This is a genomic window from Streptomyces sp. NPDC028991 (genome assembly GCF_055564775.1).
The window spans coordinates 118,303-132,894 of the sequence record NZ_JBVHVP010000001.1 but is presented as its reverse complement, the minus strand read 5'-3'; the positions used below and the strand labels follow the sequence as shown (position 1 = coordinate 132,894).

The 14,592-nt window shown below is 69.4% G+C and carries 15 protein-coding genes; 5 read left to right on the top strand and 10 right to left on the bottom strand.

The annotated features are described in order from the left end of the window. The first annotated feature begins 53 nt into the window (after window positions 1–53). Entirely contained in the window at window positions 54–1,349 is a 1,296-nt protein-coding gene (locus ACZ4V1_RS00520; RefSeq protein WP_468327619.1) for a PTS transporter subunit EIIC, read from the top strand. A gap of 224 nt (window positions 1,350–1,573) precedes the next feature. After that, window positions 1,574–2,878 carry a PTS transporter subunit EIIC gene (locus tag ACZ4V1_RS00515; RefSeq protein WP_468327617.1) on the top strand — a complete coding sequence of 435 codons (1,305 nt, stop codon included), beginning with the start codon at window positions 1,574–1,576 and terminating at the stop codon, window positions 2,876–2,878. Window positions 2,879–2,977: 99 nt separating this feature from the next. On the opposite strand, the gene ACZ4V1_RS00510 is transcribed toward ACZ4V1_RS00515, so the two are convergent. Continuing rightward, complete coding sequence (locus ACZ4V1_RS00510; protein ID WP_468327615.1) at window positions 2,978–3,730, bottom strand: MBL fold metallo-hydrolase; 753 nt, start codon at window positions 3,728–3,730, stop codon at window positions 2,978–2,980. A 204-nt stretch (window positions 3,731–3,934) separates the two neighbouring features. On the opposite strand from ACZ4V1_RS00510, the gene ACZ4V1_RS00505 reads away from it, so the two are divergent. Continuing rightward, window positions 3,935–4,399, top strand: a complete 465-nt coding sequence (locus ACZ4V1_RS00505) for a type II toxin-antitoxin system PemK/MazF family toxin (protein WP_468327613.1) — start codon at window positions 3,935–3,937, stop codon at window positions 4,397–4,399. 19 nt (window positions 4,400–4,418) lie between these two features. On the opposite strand, the gene ACZ4V1_RS00500 is transcribed toward ACZ4V1_RS00505, so the two are convergent. From ACZ4V1_RS00500 to clpS, 7 genes are all read right to left on the bottom strand, one after another. Continuing rightward, window positions 4,419–5,369, bottom strand: a complete 951-nt coding sequence (locus ACZ4V1_RS00500) for a PLP-dependent cysteine synthase family protein (protein ID WP_468327611.1) — start codon at window positions 5,367–5,369, stop codon at window positions 4,419–4,421. Window positions 5,370–5,375: 6 nt separating this feature from the next. Beyond that, complete coding sequence (locus ACZ4V1_RS00495) at window positions 5,376–5,663, bottom strand: MoaD/ThiS family protein (protein ID WP_468327609.1); 288 nt, start codon at window positions 5,661–5,663, stop codon at window positions 5,376–5,378. 101 nt (window positions 5,664–5,764) lie between these two features. Beyond that, the gene (locus ACZ4V1_RS00490; RefSeq protein ID WP_310873142.1) at window positions 5,765–5,860 is read right to left on the bottom strand and encodes a putative leader peptide; all 96 of its coding nucleotides are present in this window, start codon (window positions 5,858–5,860) and stop codon (window positions 5,765–5,767) included. Window positions 5,861–5,950: 90 nt separating this feature from the next. After that, entirely contained in the window at window positions 5,951–6,373 is a 423-nt protein-coding gene (locus ACZ4V1_RS00485; RefSeq protein ID WP_468327606.1) for a M67 family metallopeptidase, read from the bottom strand. A gap of 197 nt (window positions 6,374–6,570) precedes the next feature. Then, complete coding sequence (locus ACZ4V1_RS00480) at window positions 6,571–7,998, bottom strand: amino acid permease (protein ID WP_468327604.1); 1,428 nt, start codon at window positions 7,996–7,998, stop codon at window positions 6,571–6,573. 342 nt (window positions 7,999–8,340) lie between these two features. After that, window positions 8,341–8,949 (bottom strand): DUF2017 domain-containing protein, encoded by a 609-nt coding sequence (locus ACZ4V1_RS00475; protein ID WP_468327602.1) that lies wholly within the window; start codon window positions 8,947–8,949, stop codon window positions 8,341–8,343. 41 nt (window positions 8,950–8,990) lie between these two features. Beyond that, on the bottom strand, window positions 8,991–9,308 hold the full coding sequence (gene clpS / locus ACZ4V1_RS00470) for an ATP-dependent Clp protease adapter ClpS (protein ID WP_073723603.1): 318 nt from the start codon (window positions 9,306–9,308) through the stop codon (window positions 8,991–8,993). A gap of 178 nt (window positions 9,309–9,486) precedes the next feature. Here clpS and ACZ4V1_RS00465 point away from each other — a divergent pair, with 178 nt between their 5' ends. Together ACZ4V1_RS00465 and ACZ4V1_RS00460 are read left to right on the top strand one after the other, a co-directional pair. Further along, on the top strand, window positions 9,487–10,842 hold the full coding sequence (locus ACZ4V1_RS00465) for a nicotinate phosphoribosyltransferase (protein WP_468327600.1): 1,356 nt from the start codon (window positions 9,487–9,489) through the stop codon (window positions 10,840–10,842). 114 nt (window positions 10,843–10,956) lie between these two features. Further along, on the top strand, window positions 10,957–11,544 hold the full coding sequence (locus tag ACZ4V1_RS00460; protein ID WP_468327598.1) for a nicotinamidase: 588 nt from the start codon (window positions 10,957–10,959) through the stop codon (window positions 11,542–11,544). A 13-nt stretch (window positions 11,545–11,557) separates the two neighbouring features. Here ACZ4V1_RS00460 and ACZ4V1_RS00455 read toward each other — a convergent pair whose 3' ends face one another. Beyond that, window positions 11,558–11,917, bottom strand: a complete 360-nt coding sequence (locus tag ACZ4V1_RS00455; RefSeq protein ID WP_468327596.1) for a hypothetical protein — start codon at window positions 11,915–11,917, stop codon at window positions 11,558–11,560. A 146-nt stretch (window positions 11,918–12,063) separates the two neighbouring features. Continuing rightward, window positions 12,064–14,415, bottom strand: a complete 2,352-nt coding sequence (locus ACZ4V1_RS00450; RefSeq protein ID WP_468327594.1) for an immune inhibitor A domain-containing protein — start codon at window positions 14,413–14,415, stop codon at window positions 12,064–12,066. Between the last annotated feature and the right edge of the window lie 177 nt (window positions 14,416–14,592).

Here is a 14,592-nt window from a genome sequence, read left to right as displayed (position 1 = left end):
CCGCCTCCCGCGGGGACTCCGAGGCGGCCGGACGGAGACCGGATGGAGACCGGATGAGTGCCGACAGTGGGGTCAGCCCCGCTCGCGCCCGCTGGAACAAGGCGTTCCAGGGGTTGCAGAAGATGGGCCGCAGTCTTCAGTTGCCCATCGCGGTCCTGCCCGCCGCGGGCATCCTCAACCGGCTGGGGCAGCCGGACGTGTTCGGGGACGACGGTCTCGGCTGGTCGAACGTCTCGAGGGTGATGACCGGCGCGGGCGGTGCGCTGCTCGACGGTTCGCTGGGACTGCCGCTGCTGTTCTGTGTGGGCGTGGCCATCGGGATGGCGAAGAAGGCCGACGGTTCGACGGCGCTGGCCGCGGTGGCGGGGTTCCTCGTCTACTTCAACGTGCTGCGCCAGTTTCCGGAGGACTGTCCGGAGGGTTCGGAGGCGGTGCCGCAGATCGGGTGCCGGTTGACCGACGGGTCGGGGACGGTGACCGCGTTCACGTTCCAGAATCCGGGGGTCTTCGGCGGCATCGTGATGGGACTGCTGACGGCGTACCTCTGGCAGCGGTTCCACCGGACGAAGCTGGTGGACTGGCTCGGGTTCTTCAACGGGCGCCGGCTGGTGCCGATCATCATGGCGTTCGTCGCGATCCTCTTCGCGGCGCTGTGCCTGTGGGTGTGGCCGCCGATCGGTGACGCGCTGGAGAGCTTCAGCGACTGGCTGACGGGACTGGGCGCCTGGGGTGCGGGTGTGTTCGGGCTGGCGAACCGGGCCCTGCTGGTGATCGGCCTGCATCAGTTCCTGAACGTGCCGATGTGGTTCCAGTTCGGTTCGTACACGAAGCCGGACGGCACGGTGGTGCACGGCGACATCAACATGTTCCTGGCGGGCGATCCGAACGCGGGCCAGTTCACCTCCGGCTTCTTCCCGATCATGATGTTCGCGCTGCCCGCGGCGGCGCTGGCCATCACGCACTGCGCGAAGCCGCACCGGCGCAAGGAGGTCGGCGGCCTGATGCTGTCGGTGGCGCTGACGTCGTTCGTGACGGGGATCACGGAGCCGCTGGAGTACTCGTTCCTGTTCATCGCGCCGGTGCTGTACGCGGTGCACGCGGTGCTGACGGGCGTGTCGATGGCGGTGACGTGGGCGCTGGGTGTGAAGGACGGCTTCAGTTTCTCGGCGGGGCTGATCGACTACGTCATCAACTGGAATCTGGCGACCAGGCCGTGGCTGATCATTCCGATCGGCCTGTGTTTCGCGGTGGTGTATTACGTGGTCTTCCGGTTCGCGATCACGAAGTTCGATCTGAAGACGCCTGGGCGCGAGCCGGAGGAAGAGGTGGAGGACGTCACGAAGGTGTAGACCTCACGGACTCTCACGTACCCTTTGACCGTGGTCTCGCGAAGGCCCCCGGACCCTCCGTCCGGGGGCCTTCGGTGCGCCCTGCGGGGCAATGACCTGGGGCCTGTTCGGGCACTGCGCGTAGCGCCGCCGTTGCGGAATCGTGGGTTCCTTACGCCGCCTTCATCGTGCTAAAACAGGTCTACACCACTGAGTGGTGTAGACCACCACCCGATGGAGGAAGTATGAGCACCGCCACCGACAAGGCGGCCCCCGCAAAGAAGCGGGGATCTGGTCTTTTCCAGGGTTTGCAGAAGGTCGGCCGCAGCCTGCAGCTCCCGATCGCCGTGCTGCCGGCGGCGGGCATCCTGCTCCGTCTGGGCCAGCCGGACGTCTTCGGGGCCGACGGCCTGGGCTGGGACCAGGTGGCCAAGGTGTTCGCGGGCGCCGGTGGCGCGCTGCTGGACGCCTCCCTGGGACTGCCGCTGCTGTTCTGCATAGGCGTCGCCATCGGCTTCGCCAAGAAGGCCGACGGCTCCACCGCGCTGGCCGCCGTCGTCGGGTTCCTCACCTACTACTCGGTGATCCACCAGTTCCCCATCGAGGACGGCGTTCCCGAGGGGGCGACGTTCGTCGGGTCCGGACTCGGCGGTGTGTGGCAGAACGGCGCCGAGGTCACCGCGGCGTCGTACCAGAACCCGGGTGTGCTCGGCGGCATCGTCCTGGGCCTGCTCTCGGCAGTGATCTGGCAGCGGTTCCACCGCACCAGGCTCGTCGACTGGCTGGGCTTCTTCAACGGCCGTCGGCTGGTCCCGATCATCATGGCGTTCGTGGGCACCGCCCTCGGCGTGCTGGTCGTGGTGGGCTGGCAGCCCATCGGCGACCTCATCACCGACCTGGGTGAGTGGATCACCGGTCTCGGGGCCCTCGGTGCCGGTCTGTTCGGTCTGATCAACCGCGCGCTGATCCCGATCGGCATGCACCAGTTCGTGAACACCGTCTCGTGGTTCCAGATCGGTGACTTCACGAATGCCGCGGGCGAGGTCGTGCACGGTGACCTGAACCGGTTCTTCGCCGGTGACCCGGACGCGGGCCAGTTCATGTCCGGCTTCTTCCCGATCATGATGTTCGGTCTTCCGGCCGCCGCCATCGCCATCGCGCACGCCGCCCGTCCCGAGCGGCGCAAGGCCGTGACGGGCATGATGGTCTCGCTGGCCCTGACCTCGTTCGTCACCGGTGTGACCGAGCCCATCGAGTTCGCGTTCATGTTCATCGCTCCGGTGCTGTACGTGATCCACGCGGTCCTGACGGCCCTGTCCATGGCGATCACCTGGGCGCTCGGCGTGCACGCGGGCTTCACCTTCTCCGCGGGCTTCATCGACTACGCCCTGAACTGGAACCTGGCCACCAAGCCATGGCTGATCATCCCGATCGGCCTGGTGTTCTCGGTGATCTACTACGTGCTCTTCCGGTTCGCGATCACGAAGTTCAACCTCGCCACCCCGGGCCGCGAGCCCGAGGAGGAGGTCGAGGACCTCACGAAGGCGTGAGTCCCCGCCGAACGGCATGACGAGGGCCCCGGAACCGGGAAGGTTCCGGGGCCCTCGTCATGCGTGCCCGGTACGGCCGTACGCGGGCCCGCGTACGGCCTAGACCTCGTACACCGCGCCCGGTGCGGCGATCTCCACCGTGCCGTCGAAGACCTCGCGGGCGTCGGCCAGGTTGACCCGGGGGTCGGTCCACGGGGGGATGTGGGTGAGGACCAGGCGCCGGGCGCCGGCGCGGGCGGCGGTCTCACCCGCCTCGCGGCCGTTGAGATGCAGGTCGGGAATGTCCTCCTTGCCGTGCGTGAAGGCGGCCTCGCACAGGAACAGGTCGGCTTCGCGGGCGAGTTCGTCCAGCGTGGCGGTGACGCCCGTGTCGCCGGAGTAGGTCAGCGACCGGCCGCCGTGCTCGACCCGGATGGCGTAGGCCTCCACGGGGTGGGCGACCCGTTCGGTGTGCACGGTGAAGGGTCCGACCTCGAAGGTGGACGGCTTGACCGTGTGGAAGTCGAAGACCTCGCTCATGGAGGAGGCGGAGGGGGTGTCGGCGTAGGCGGTGGTGAGCCGGTGCTCGGTGCCCTCGGGTCCGTAGACCGGGAGCGGGTCGCAGCGGCCGCCGTCGTGCCGGTAGTAGCGCGCCACGAAGTAGGCGCACATGTCGATGCAGTGGTCGGCGTGCAGGTGGCTGAGGAAGATCGCGTCGAGGTCGTAGAGACCGCAGTGGCGCTGCAGCTCGCCGAGGGCTCCATTGCCCATGTCGAGGAGCAGCCGGAAGCCGTCGGCCTCGACGAGGTAGCTCGAGCAGGCCGATTCCGCGGACGGGAACGACCCCGAGCAGCCGACGACGGTGAGCTTCATGAAGCAGAAACCTCCGCTGGCGCGTGTGGAGAGACGGGGGTCGTGCGGTCCGTCGAGCGTAAGGCGCGAAACCTGCGGTCGCTCCTCCACCAGGGGCCGTTGTGGGCGAACTCACCTGCGGTGTCACCGGTTCGGCTGGCAGTGGGGCGTGCGGGGCCATCGAGGGGGCGCACGGGGGCAGTGCGCGCCGGTACGGTCGTCGGTATGGACACGTCCTGGTGGCTCGCCCTCGCGGCGGTGGTACTGCTCGCGCTCGTCGCCGCGGTCGTCGACGGCTGGGGCCGGGGGCGCCGGCCTCCGCGGCCGGGCGGCAGCCGGCGTCCGCCGGGCCGGCCCACCGGGCCGAGGAGGCGGGCGGACCGGCCGCGGCCCGCGGAGATCTGGTGGGCGAACGTGCCGTACGAGGACTCCGACGGCGCGAAGGACCGGCCGTGTCTGGTGATCTCGGTGCGCGGGCGGCGGGTGCTGGTGGCGAAGATCACCAGCCGGTACCGGGAGGAGCGGGCCGGGGTGATCGCGTTGCCGCCGGGATCGGTCGGGGACGCGCGGGGCCGGACGAGTTTCCTGGAGACCGGCGAACTGCGGGAGGTGCCCGTGGGTGACTTCCGGCGGCGGGTGGGTGTGGTGGACCCGGCCCTGTGGGACCAGGTCCGTCACCTCGCGAAGTAGCGGACCGCGGAGAACCCCGTCAGGCCCAGAGCTGGCCCTGGAGGGTGTCGATGGCCTCTTCTGTGGTGGCCGCCGTGTAGACGCCGGTGGAGAGGTACTTCCAGCCGCCGTCGGCGACGACGAACACGATGTCCGCGCTCTCGCCGGCCTTCACCGCCTTCCTCCCGACGCCGATCGCCGCGTGCAGGGCGGCGCCGGTGGACACGCCCGCGAAGATGCCCTCCTGCTGGAGGAGCTCACGGGTGCGGGTGACCGCGTCGGCGGAGCCCACCGAGAAGCGGGTGGTGAGCACGGAGGCGTCGTACAGCTCGGGTACGAAGCCCTCGTCGAGGTTGCGCAGGCCGTACACGAGGTCGTCGTAGCGCGGTTCGGCGGCGACGATCTTCACGTCCGGCTTGTTCTCGCGCAGGAAGCGGCCCACGCCCATCAGGGTGCCGGTGGTGCCGAGGCCGGCCACGAAGTGGGTGATGGAGGGCAGGTCGGCGAGGATCTCGGGGCCGGTGCCGGCGTAGTGGGCGCCGGCGTTGTCCGGGTTGCCGTACTGGTAGAGCATCACCCAGTCCGGGTGCTCGGCGGAGAGTTCCTTGGCGACCCGTACGGCGGTGTTGGAGCCGCCCGCGGCCGGGGAGGAGATGATCTCCGCGCCCCACATGGCGAGCAGGTCCCGGCGCTCCCGGGAGGTGTTCTCGGGCATCACGCAGACGATGCGGTAGCCCTTGAGCCTGGCGGCCATGGCGAGGGAGATGCCGGTGTTGCCGCTGGTCGGCTCGAGGATCGTGCAGCCCGGGGTGAGGCGGCCGTCCTTCTCGGCCTGCTCGATCATGTGGAGCGCGGGGCGGTCCTTGATCGAGCCGGTCGGGTTGCGGTCCTCCAGCTTGGCCCAGACGCGGACGTCGTCGGACGGCGAGAGCCGCGGCAGGCGCACCAGGGGGGTGTTGCCCACCGCGGCCAGCGGGGAGTCGTAGCGCATCGCCGATCAGGCCATACCGCCGGCGACGGCCGGCAGGATCGTGATGCTGTCGCCGTCGGACAGCTTGGTGTCGATGCCGTCGAGGAAGCGGACGTCCTCGTCGTTCAGGTAGACGTTGACGAAGCGGCGCAGCTGGTCCCCGTTCGTCTGGTCGACGATGCGGGCCTGGATGCCCGTGTGCCGGGTCTCGAGGTCGGCGAAGAGCTTGGCGAGGGTGTCCCCGGTGCCCTCCACCGCCTTCTGGCCGTCGGTGTACTGGCGGAGGATGGTCGGGATGCGGACCTCGATGGCCATGGCTGAGGGCTCCTGTCGGAAGGTGTCGTGGGTTCGGTGAGGCGCGCGGCGGCACGCGGCAGCCCGCCGCGGCCTCACGGCCGTACGGCGGCGGCGGAAGATCAACAGATGGCGCTGTTCAGCCTGCACAGGTCGACGTGCAGCCGCGCCACGAGCAGCGTGCCCGGCGCCTTTTCGCTCACGTCGAGAAGAACCATGGGCTCATCGTATCGATTCCCGGTCCGGCATCTGGAGTGTGATCTCACCTGATGGACGCTTCACGTCCGCGATGCGGTATCGGGGGGCTCTCAGTACGCCTCCACGACCTTGACCTCCTCCTCGGTCACCTCGCCCTCCAGGATCCGGAACGACCGGAACTGGAAGTCACCGGCGTCGTCGGTGTCCGCCGTGGAGACCAGGACGTAGTGGGCGCCGGGCTCGTTGGCGTAGGTGATGTCGGTGCGGGAGGGGTAGGCCTCGGTGGCCGTGTGGGAGTGGTAGATGACCACCGGCTCCTCGTCCCGGTCGTCCATCTCCCGGTAGAGCTTGAGCAGGTCCTGGGAGTCGAACTCGTAGAAGGTCGGCGAGCGGGCGGCGTTCAGCATCGGGATGAACCGCTCGGGGCGGCCCTCGCCCACGGGGCCGGCCACCACGCCGCACGCCTCGTCGGGGTGGTCCTCGCGCGCGTGGGCGACGATCTGGTCGTACAGGGCCTGTGTGATGGTCAGCATGCGGCCCAGCATAAGCAGAGCGGCCGGCCCGTACCGGTGGGTGGTACGGACCGGCCCATATGCCGGACATCCTGAGCGGTGGACGCGCCGGGTGCCACGAGCACCCGGTGCGGCCGGACGTCCGCGATGCGCGTGAACGCGCAGGTCAGCGCAGATCAGCGCCGGTCGGCCCGGGCGGCCGGATGGCGTGGCGGCAGTCAGCCGATCTTCTCCATCTCCGGCTCTCCGCGGCGCTCGGTGATCTCCGGGTTGCGGGCCCTGAGCACGGCCCAGCCGATGCCGAGGGCGGCGGCCCAGCCGGCCATCACGTACAGACAGACGCGGGCGTCGGCGTCGTAGGCGATCAGGCAGGTGACGAAGAGCAGGAAGGCGATGGCGACGTAGGAGCACACGGAGCCGCCCGGCGCCGGGAAGGAGGAGGCGGGCAGGCGGCCCGCGACGACCTCGCGGCGGTAGCGGACGTGGCTGATCAGGATCATCAGCCAGGTCCAGATGCCGGCGGCGGTGGCGATGGAGGTGACGTAGCCGAAGGCCTTCTCCGGGACGACGTAGTTCAGGACCACGCCGATCCCCATGAAGACCACCGAGATGCCGATGCCGATGGCCGGGGTCTTGGTCGACGAGAGCCGGCTGAAGACCCCGGGGGCCTCGCCGTTGTCCGCGAGGGTGCGCAGCATGCGGCCCGTGGAGTACATGCCGGAGTTGCAGGACGACAGGGCGGCGGTGAGCACGACGAAGTTGACGATGCCGGCGCCGGCCGGGATACCGATGACGGTGAAGGCCTCCACGAAGGGGCTGACGCCCTCGGCGAACTCGGTCCACTTCACCACGGCCAGGATGACGGTGAGGGCGCCGACGTAGAAGAGGGCGATGCGCCAGGGCAGGGTGTTGATCGCCTTGGGCAGGGTCTTCTCCGGGTTCTCCGACTCACCGGCGGTGACGCCGACCAGCTCGACGGCGAGGTAGGCGAACATGACGCCCTGGAGGGTCATCAGGGACGAGCCGATGCCCTTGGGGAAGAAGCCGTCGAAGGCCCACAGGTTGGAGACGGCGGCGGTGTCGCCGGCCTGGCTGAAGCCGAGGGTGAGCACGCCGACGCCGATCACGATCATGCCGATGATGGCGGTGACCTTGACCATCGAGAACCAGAACTCGATCTCGCCGAACAGCTTCACCGAGATCAGGTTGGCGACGAAGAGCAGGACCAGGAAGACCAGGGCCGACACCCACTGCGGGATGTCCGGGAACCAGTAGTGGATGTAGATGGCGGCGGCGGTGAGCTCCGCCATGCCGGTGACCACCCACATCAGCCAGTACGTCCAGCCGGTGAAGTAGCCGAAGAAGGGGCCGAGGAACTCGCGCGAGTACTCGGCGAAGGAGCCGGAGACCGGTCGGTAGAGCAGGAGTTCGCCGAGCGCCCGCATGATGAAGAAGATGATCACGCCCGCGAGGGCGTACATGAGGATGATGCTGGGGCCGGCCTTGGCGATGTTGGCCCCGGCGCCCAGGAAGAGACCGACGCCGATCGCGCCGCCGATCGCGATCATCTGTACCTGGCGGCTGCCCAGCCCGCGCTCGTAACCCTCTTCGGGGGCCTTCTCCGTGTCGACCTGCACAGAGGTCATGTGTGGTGCGCCTTTCTCCATGCCGACCCGGGCCTTTCGGTCGGCCTCGGATCGGGTCTCGATCCCCCCGGATGATGGAGTTGAGCGGGCCTCACGTCCCGCTCGGTGCCTGGCCGGCGGTCCGCCGGCTCGGTGGCGCACCCGGCCGAACATTCGGGTGGTGTTCGCCGGGCGGTCGTGAAGATTTACCACGACAGCGAGGACGATCACAGGCGGGTTGTGTGACCCACGACACGGACATAGCCGGTCAAAGAAAGGCCGAAATGGGCGAAGAGGGGCAACTCCTTGACGGGATCATTACCCGGATTTGAGGGTCCGCTGAGCGGACACCCGGTCCGGCGATCAGGGCATAAGGGTCGCGACGAGCGACTCCTGGAGCCCGCCGAGCCACAGGTACGCCATCACCATCGGCTTGCGCGGGTCCTCGTCCGGGAGCCGGTAGAGCAGATCGGTGTCGTCCTCGTCGGCGATCTCCAGCCGGGAGCCGATCGCGAGGCGCAGGTCGTTGAGGGCGCGCAGCCAGTGCCGGGACTCCTGGGGCGACAGTTTCAGCACCGCCCCCTTTTCACCGGCCGACGCCGAGGAGAGGGTGTCCAGAGAGCGGATCACCGCCAGCGCGTCGTCGCGCTTGCCGGCGCGCAGGTCGTTCTCGGTGTAGCGGCGGAACTCGGCGGAGTGCGCCCGCTGTTCATCGGCCTCCCTGGCCTGCGGAGCACCCTCGGGGTCGCCGTAGGCGTCCGGGAAAAGGCGCCGCAGCACCGGATCGGAGGGCGGTTCGCTCGGGCCGTCGGCGAAGAGCTCGGCGAGCGGGTCGTCGGAGGCGTCCTCGGCGGGGCCGGGGCCGATCAACTCCAGGAGCTGCACGGCCAGGGACCGGATGATGGAGATCTCGACGTCGTCGAGGGCGACGGCCGCGCCGCCGCCGGGGAGAGGTTCGAACTGTCCTGGCATGGAGGCGATTCAGCTACTTCCGTCCTGCGGGCGGGCGTGGGTCATTTCCGGTCCTGCTGGAGAGTGGCCCACAGACCGTAGCCGTGCATGGCCTGGACGTCCCTTTCCATCTCCTCGCGCGAGCCGCTGGACACGACCGCCCGGCCCTTGTGATGGACGTCCATCATGAGCTTGGTGGCCTTGTCCTTGGAGTAGCCGAAGTACGACTGGAAGACGTACGTCACGTAGCTCATGAGGTTGACGGGATCGTTGTGCACGATCGTCACCCAGGGCACGTCGGGCTCGGGTACGGCGAAGACCTCCTCCGCCGACTCGGTCTTCTCGATCTCCATGGGTGCGGCTGCCGTCACATGGCCCATGCTGCCACCACAGGGGGGCACTCGCACAAACGGGCCTGTGGCCGGCGCCACGCCAGGGTAAATCGTCAGACTGACGAAATGGGGGTAGCATCCCTGTCGTGCCGCACACACCGGGGGCCGACCCCGGACCCCCGGCCCTGCCCGGGGGCGCCCGGCGAGTCGTAGCTAGGAGAGTTCGGTGGACGTAACGGACCTTGGACTTCCGGTGGACGTTCCCTCGACGGCGCTCTTCACGGACCAGTACGAGCTGACCATGCTCCGAGCCGCCCTGAAGGCGGGCACGGCCGGGCGGCGGAGCGTGTTCGAGGTCTTCACGCGCCGGCTGCCCGACGGGCGCCGCTACGGCGTCGTGGCGGGCACCGGACGGGTGCTGGACGCGGTGGAGAACTTCCGCTTCGACGCCGGTGTCCTGCGCTTCCTGCGCGAGAAGGGCATCGTCGACGAGGAGACCCTGGAGTGGCTCGCGGAGTACCGCTTCAGCGGGGACATCTGGGGCTATCCCGAGGGCGAGGTGTACTTCCCCGGCTCGCCGATCATGCGGGTCGAGGGCACCTTCGGCGAGTGCGTGCTGCTGGAGACGGTGATCCTCTCCATCCTCAACCACGACTCGGCGATCGCGGCCGCCGCCTCCCGGATGGCCTCCGCCGCCGGGGGCCGTCCGCTGATCGAGATGGGTGCCCGCCGCACCCACGAGCTGGCCGCCGTCGCCGCCGCCCGCTCCGCCTACGTCGGCGGCTTCACGACCACCTCCGACCTGGCCGCCGGCTTCCGCTACAACATCCCCACCGTCGGCACCTCCGCCCACGCCTTCACGCTGCTGCACGACAACGAGCGCGACGCCTTCCGCGCCCAGGTGGACGCCCTGGGCCGGGACACCACCCTCCTCGTGGACACCTACGACGTCGCCGAGGCCGTCCGTACGGCCGTGGAGGTCGCGGGGCCCGAGCTGGGCGCCGTGCGCATCGACTCCGGGGACCTGCTGCTGGTCGCCCACCGGGTGCGCCAGCAGCTCGACGAGCTGGGCGCCACGGAGACGAAGATCGTCGTGACCTCGGACCTGGACGAGTACGCCATCGCCTCGCTGGCGGCGGCGCCCGTGGACGCGTACGGCGTCGGCACCCAGCTGGTGACCGGGTCCGGGCACCCGACGGCCTCGATGGTCTACAAGCTGGTCGCCCGCGCCGAGTGCGCCGACTCCGGCGACGAAGGGGCGCCGCTGGTGCCGGTGGCGAAGAAGTCCACCGGCGGCAAGACCTCCATCGGCGGCCGCAAGTGGGCCGCCCGGCGGCTGGACGGCCACGGCTACGCCGAGGCCGAGGTGGTCGGCACCGGACCGGTCCCCGCCGGCCTCGCCGGCCGGCAGCTCCTGGTCGAGCTGGTCAAGGGGGGCGAGGTGGTCGCCCGCGAGCCGCTGGACGCCGCCCGGGACCGGCACGCGGCCGCCCGCGCCAACCTCCCGCTGTCCGCCACGCAGCTCTCCCGGGGGGAACCCGTCATTCCGACGGAGTACGTGCACGGGGGCTCGGGTAGCTAAAGCTGGTGCGGTCCGACAGGTCCCGCACCGGCCGTCCACCCCGCCCAGCGGGCCCGCCCCCGTCCACCCGTCCACTCCCGACCCCACAGCCGACCCAGTCGAAGGACACCGACCATGCGCCGCGCCTTGATCGTCGTAGACGTGCAGAACGATTTCTGCGAGGGGGGCAGCCTCGCGGTGTCCGGCGGTGCCGACGTGGCCGCCGCCATCACCGAGCTGATCGGGCAGGCGCCCGCCGGCTACCGCCACGTCGTGGCCACCCGCGACCACCATGTCGCGCCGGGCGGCCACTTCGCCGACAACCCCGACTACGTCCACTCCTGGCCCGCGCACTGCGTGGCCGGCACCGAGGGCGTCGGCTTCCACCCGAACTTCGCCCCCGCCGTCGCCTCCGGCGCGATAGACGCCGTCTTCGACAAGGGGGCCTACTCGGCTGCCTACAGCGGCTTCGAGGGCACCGACGAGAACGGCACGTCCCTCGCCGACTGGCTGCGGGCCCGGGAGATCGACGAGGTCGACGTCGTGGGCATCGCCACCGACCACTGCGTACGGGCCACCGCCCTGGACGCGGCGCGCGAGGGCTTCCGTACCCAGGTGCTGCTCGACCTGACCGCCGGGGTGGCCGCGGAGACCACCGAGCGGACACTGGAGGAGCTGCGGGAGGCGGGCGTGGAACTGTCCGGGAAGCCGGTCGTCCAGTAGCCCCGCGGGCCCGCTACGTCTGCGCCGTCGGACGTCTGAGCAGCGCCCGGATGGGATGCCACAGCTCCTGGACGAGGTCCGGGCCGCCCACGGCGCCGGCCACCGGTGCCGTACGCCATATGAGGCCGTCCGGGTGGTGCAGGACCGCGGTGATTTCGTCCGGGGTCGGCGGGGCGGCGTTGCCCCGCAGGTAGACCGCGCGCAGCCCCAGGTTGCGCAGCCTGGTCAGGGCGCGCGCCCGGTTCTGGGCGTGGACGAGGAAGCGCACTCCCCCGGAGGGGGTGCCCCCGCCGTCGACGGCGACGGGGCTGGGCAGGTTCAGTGCCACCACCACCGTGCCGTTCGGCAGCTTGCAGAAGCCTCCTGCGGCCATGCGGTCATACCCCCGTGTCAGCCGGTGTCGGTCCGGGTGCGGAGCCCGGCGTCAATAAGAGAACCACAGGACGCACCTAAACACGGATCGGCGGCGACCCGCCAGGGGGTCACCGCCGATCACGCTCTGACCTGGGCAGATGCTAATTACCTGCCTGCGGGGCCGACCTCGAGCTCGATCGTCGAGCCGTTCTTGGCCTCCTTGAGGATCTTGATCTTCGTGTTGGTGTCAGTGATCTTGACGCCGCCGGTCGGGTTCGACTCGTCGTAGTAGTCGCTCTTGCGGTCGTTGAAGACCGAGACGCCCTTCGAGCCCGGGATGTACTTCGCGACGTCCGCCTTGTGCAGCGTCATGCCGTCCGTGCGGTAGCGGCTGAACGGCGAGTCGTAGGACTGGACGCGGTTGCGCATCAGGGTGCCGTCGGCCCACTTCAGCGCGGTCGGGTGGGCGTCGACCGGCAGGACCAGGCCGGTGCCCGGGTGCTGGCTGGTGTTGTTGTCCGCCTGGGAGGTGTCCCACTTCCAGATCAACAGGCCGTTCTGGTACGCGTAGTGCTCCACCCAGTTCGGGCGCTCCGTGAAGCCGAAGTTGTACGGGCCGGTCTTCAGCGTCTTGTCGTACGACACGTACTGCCGGTTCTCGGCGATGTAGTACTGCGCGTAGTCCTTGGTGAAGCCGGCGCCGACGCGGGTGAAGCCGTGGGCCGTCCAGGCGGCGTCCGCGCTCTCGGCGTTGTCGGAGAAGAGCGTCTCGCCGTCGGCCGTGACGGTGATCGCGTCGGCCGCGAAGCCCTTCTGGGCCACGCCGCCGTCGGTCTGGTAGCGGAAGCGCAGGTCGATCTTCTGGCCGGCGTAGGCGTCCAGCGGGTAGGCGAGCTTGCCGTAGGCCTCGACCGTGCCGTGCAGGGCGGGCTTGTCGGCGGCGTCGCGCGGGATCGGCTGACCGTCGAACGTGCCGTCGACGGCGGTCCAGTTGGCGCCGCCGTCGGTGGACACCTCGGCGTAGAGGTAGTCGTAGTTGGCCTCGATGTCGTACCAGCCGTCGAGGGTGAGGGCGGCCGACTTCTTGCCGGTCAGGTCGACACCGCGGGCCAGGGTGTTCTTGAGGTTGTCACCGCTGCCGCTCCACCACTGGGTCTGCCCCTCGGCGGGAGCGACGATCTCGGTGGTGACCGCCTTCTCGGGCAGCTCGACGACCAGCGCCTGCTTGTGCTTGGTGTTGTACTCGGCCACGCCCAGCTTGTGCCAGGAGTTCACGCCCGCCTTGGCGGTGTCGTAGTTGAGCCAGCCGAGCTGGAGCTTGTCCCAGGCGGTCATGTCGCCGGGCAGGTCGCCGATCTCGTTGCGGCCGGAGCCGAGCCAGGAACCGGACGACATCAGCGTCCAGAAGCCGGTGGAGTTCTCGCCGCCGGCGGTGTCGTAGTGGTCCGGCAGACCGAGGTCGTGACCGTACTCGTGGGCGTAGACGCCGAGTCCGCCGTTCTCCGGCTGGACGGTGTAGTCGCCGACCCAGACACCGGTGGAGCCGATCTGCGCGCCGCCGAGCTTGTTGTCGCCGGGGCCGGTGGCGCCGGCGTCGGTGCCGAAGGCGTACCAGCGGTGGGCCCAGATGGCGTCGGTGCCCTGGGCGCCGCCGCCCGCGGACTCGTCCTCGCCGGCGTGCACGATCTGGAAGTGGTCGATGTAGCCGTCGGGCTCGTTGAAGTCGCCGTCGCCGTCGAAGTCGTAGCGGTCCCACTCGTCGAACCGGGCGACGTCCGCCTTGATCTGGGCGTCGGTGCGGCCGGCCGCCTTCTGCTGGTCGACCCACGCGGTCAGGCCGTCGCTGACGACGTTCCACACGCTGGGGCAGTTGGTGTCGCCGCAGGCGTTGTTGCCGTAGCGGGCCTCGTTGTAGGGGACCTTGACCCAGTCGGAGACCTCGCCCTCGACCGAGTAGCGGCCGGAGGACTGCTTCTCGTAGTACGTCTTGACCGAGTTGACGCCCTTGCCGGAACCGAAGTACAGGTCCTGGAAGTGCTGCTGGTCGTAGTCGGCCTTCCAGGCCGTGGAGTTGTCCGTCTTGCGGTTCGGCTTGGCTATCTGGTTGTGCAGCGGGCCCGGGTCGCCGCCGTAGCGGCTGTCGACCTCGTCCCCGAACTCGACCAGGATGGTGAAGATCTTGTCGGTCTTCTCCCGGCCCAGCTCGACGTACTTGGCGTCGCCCTTCTTGCTCTTGAGCTGGACGACGTTGGAGCCGTCCTTCTTCTTCACCGAGGCCTTGCCGGATATGACCTGCTTCAGGGCCTCCTCGCGCTGGGCCTCCTGAGTGTCGCTCATGGGGCCCTTGAGGTCATGGGAGTCCATGCCCTTCGCGGGGTGCGGGTCGTGGCGGTCCACGGCTTCCGGCCGGGCCGGCGCGTCCGCCTGCGCCACGCCGGCCGCGGAGAGCGTGGCGGTGGCGGCGGCGAGTGCGACGGCGGTCGCCGCCGTTCTGAACTTCCAGGATCTACTGGTCACTTGAGTTCCTCCCCCGCGTGCACGCGCGCGGATTGGGGGGACAAGGACAGAGCAAAGTCCGCGCACACGTGATCAACGCGTGTAGTCAAGTGACGACATTGGACTAGAGGTTCACCGGAAAAGACAGACCTTGACTTGAGCAGAACAAGTGCACTATGCGGAGCGGCGGTTCGCTTT

Coding starts and splice junctions, on each gene's coding strand:
- ACZ4V1_RS00520 (WP_468327619.1), top strand. CDS start 54: ATGAGTGCCGACAGTGGGGTCAGCCCCGCTCGCGCCCGCTGGAACAAG.
- ACZ4V1_RS00515 (WP_468327617.1), top strand. CDS start 1,574: ATGAGCACCGCCACCGACAAGGCGGCCCCCGCAAAGAAGCGGGGATCT.
- ACZ4V1_RS00510 (WP_468327615.1), bottom strand. CDS start 3,730: ATGAAGCTCACCGTCGTCGGCTGCTCGGGGTCGTTCCCGTCCGCGGAA.
- ACZ4V1_RS00505 (WP_468327613.1), top strand. CDS start 3,935: ATGGACACGTCCTGGTGGCTCGCCCTCGCGGCGGTGGTACTGCTCGCG.
- ACZ4V1_RS00500 (WP_468327611.1), bottom strand. CDS start 5,369: ATGCGCTACGACTCCCCGCTGGCCGCGGTGGGCAACACCCCCCTGGTG.
- ACZ4V1_RS00495 (WP_468327609.1), bottom strand. CDS start 5,663: ATGGCCATCGAGGTCCGCATCCCGACCATCCTCCGCCAGTACACCGAC.
- ACZ4V1_RS00490 (WP_310873142.1), bottom strand. CDS start 5,860: ATGGTTCTTCTCGACGTGAGCGAAAAGGCGCCGGGCACGCTGCTCGTG.
- ACZ4V1_RS00485 (WP_468327606.1), bottom strand. CDS start 6,373: ATGCTGACCATCACACAGGCCCTGTACGACCAGATCGTCGCCCACGCG.
- ACZ4V1_RS00480 (WP_468327604.1), bottom strand. CDS start 7,998: ATGACCTCTGTGCAGGTCGACACGGAGAAGGCCCCCGAAGAGGGTTAC.
- ACZ4V1_RS00475 (WP_468327602.1), bottom strand. CDS start 8,949: ATGCCAGGACAGTTCGAACCTCTCCCCGGCGGCGGCGCGGCCGTCGCC.
- clpS (WP_073723603.1), bottom strand. CDS start 9,308: ATGGGCCATGTGACGGCAGCCGCACCCATGGAGATCGAGAAGACCGAG.
- ACZ4V1_RS00460 (WP_468327598.1), top strand. CDS start 10,957: ATGCGCCGCGCCTTGATCGTCGTAGACGTGCAGAACGATTTCTGCGAG.
- ACZ4V1_RS00455 (WP_468327596.1), bottom strand. CDS start 11,917: ATGGCCGCAGGAGGCTTCTGCAAGCTGCCGAACGGCACGGTGGTGGTG.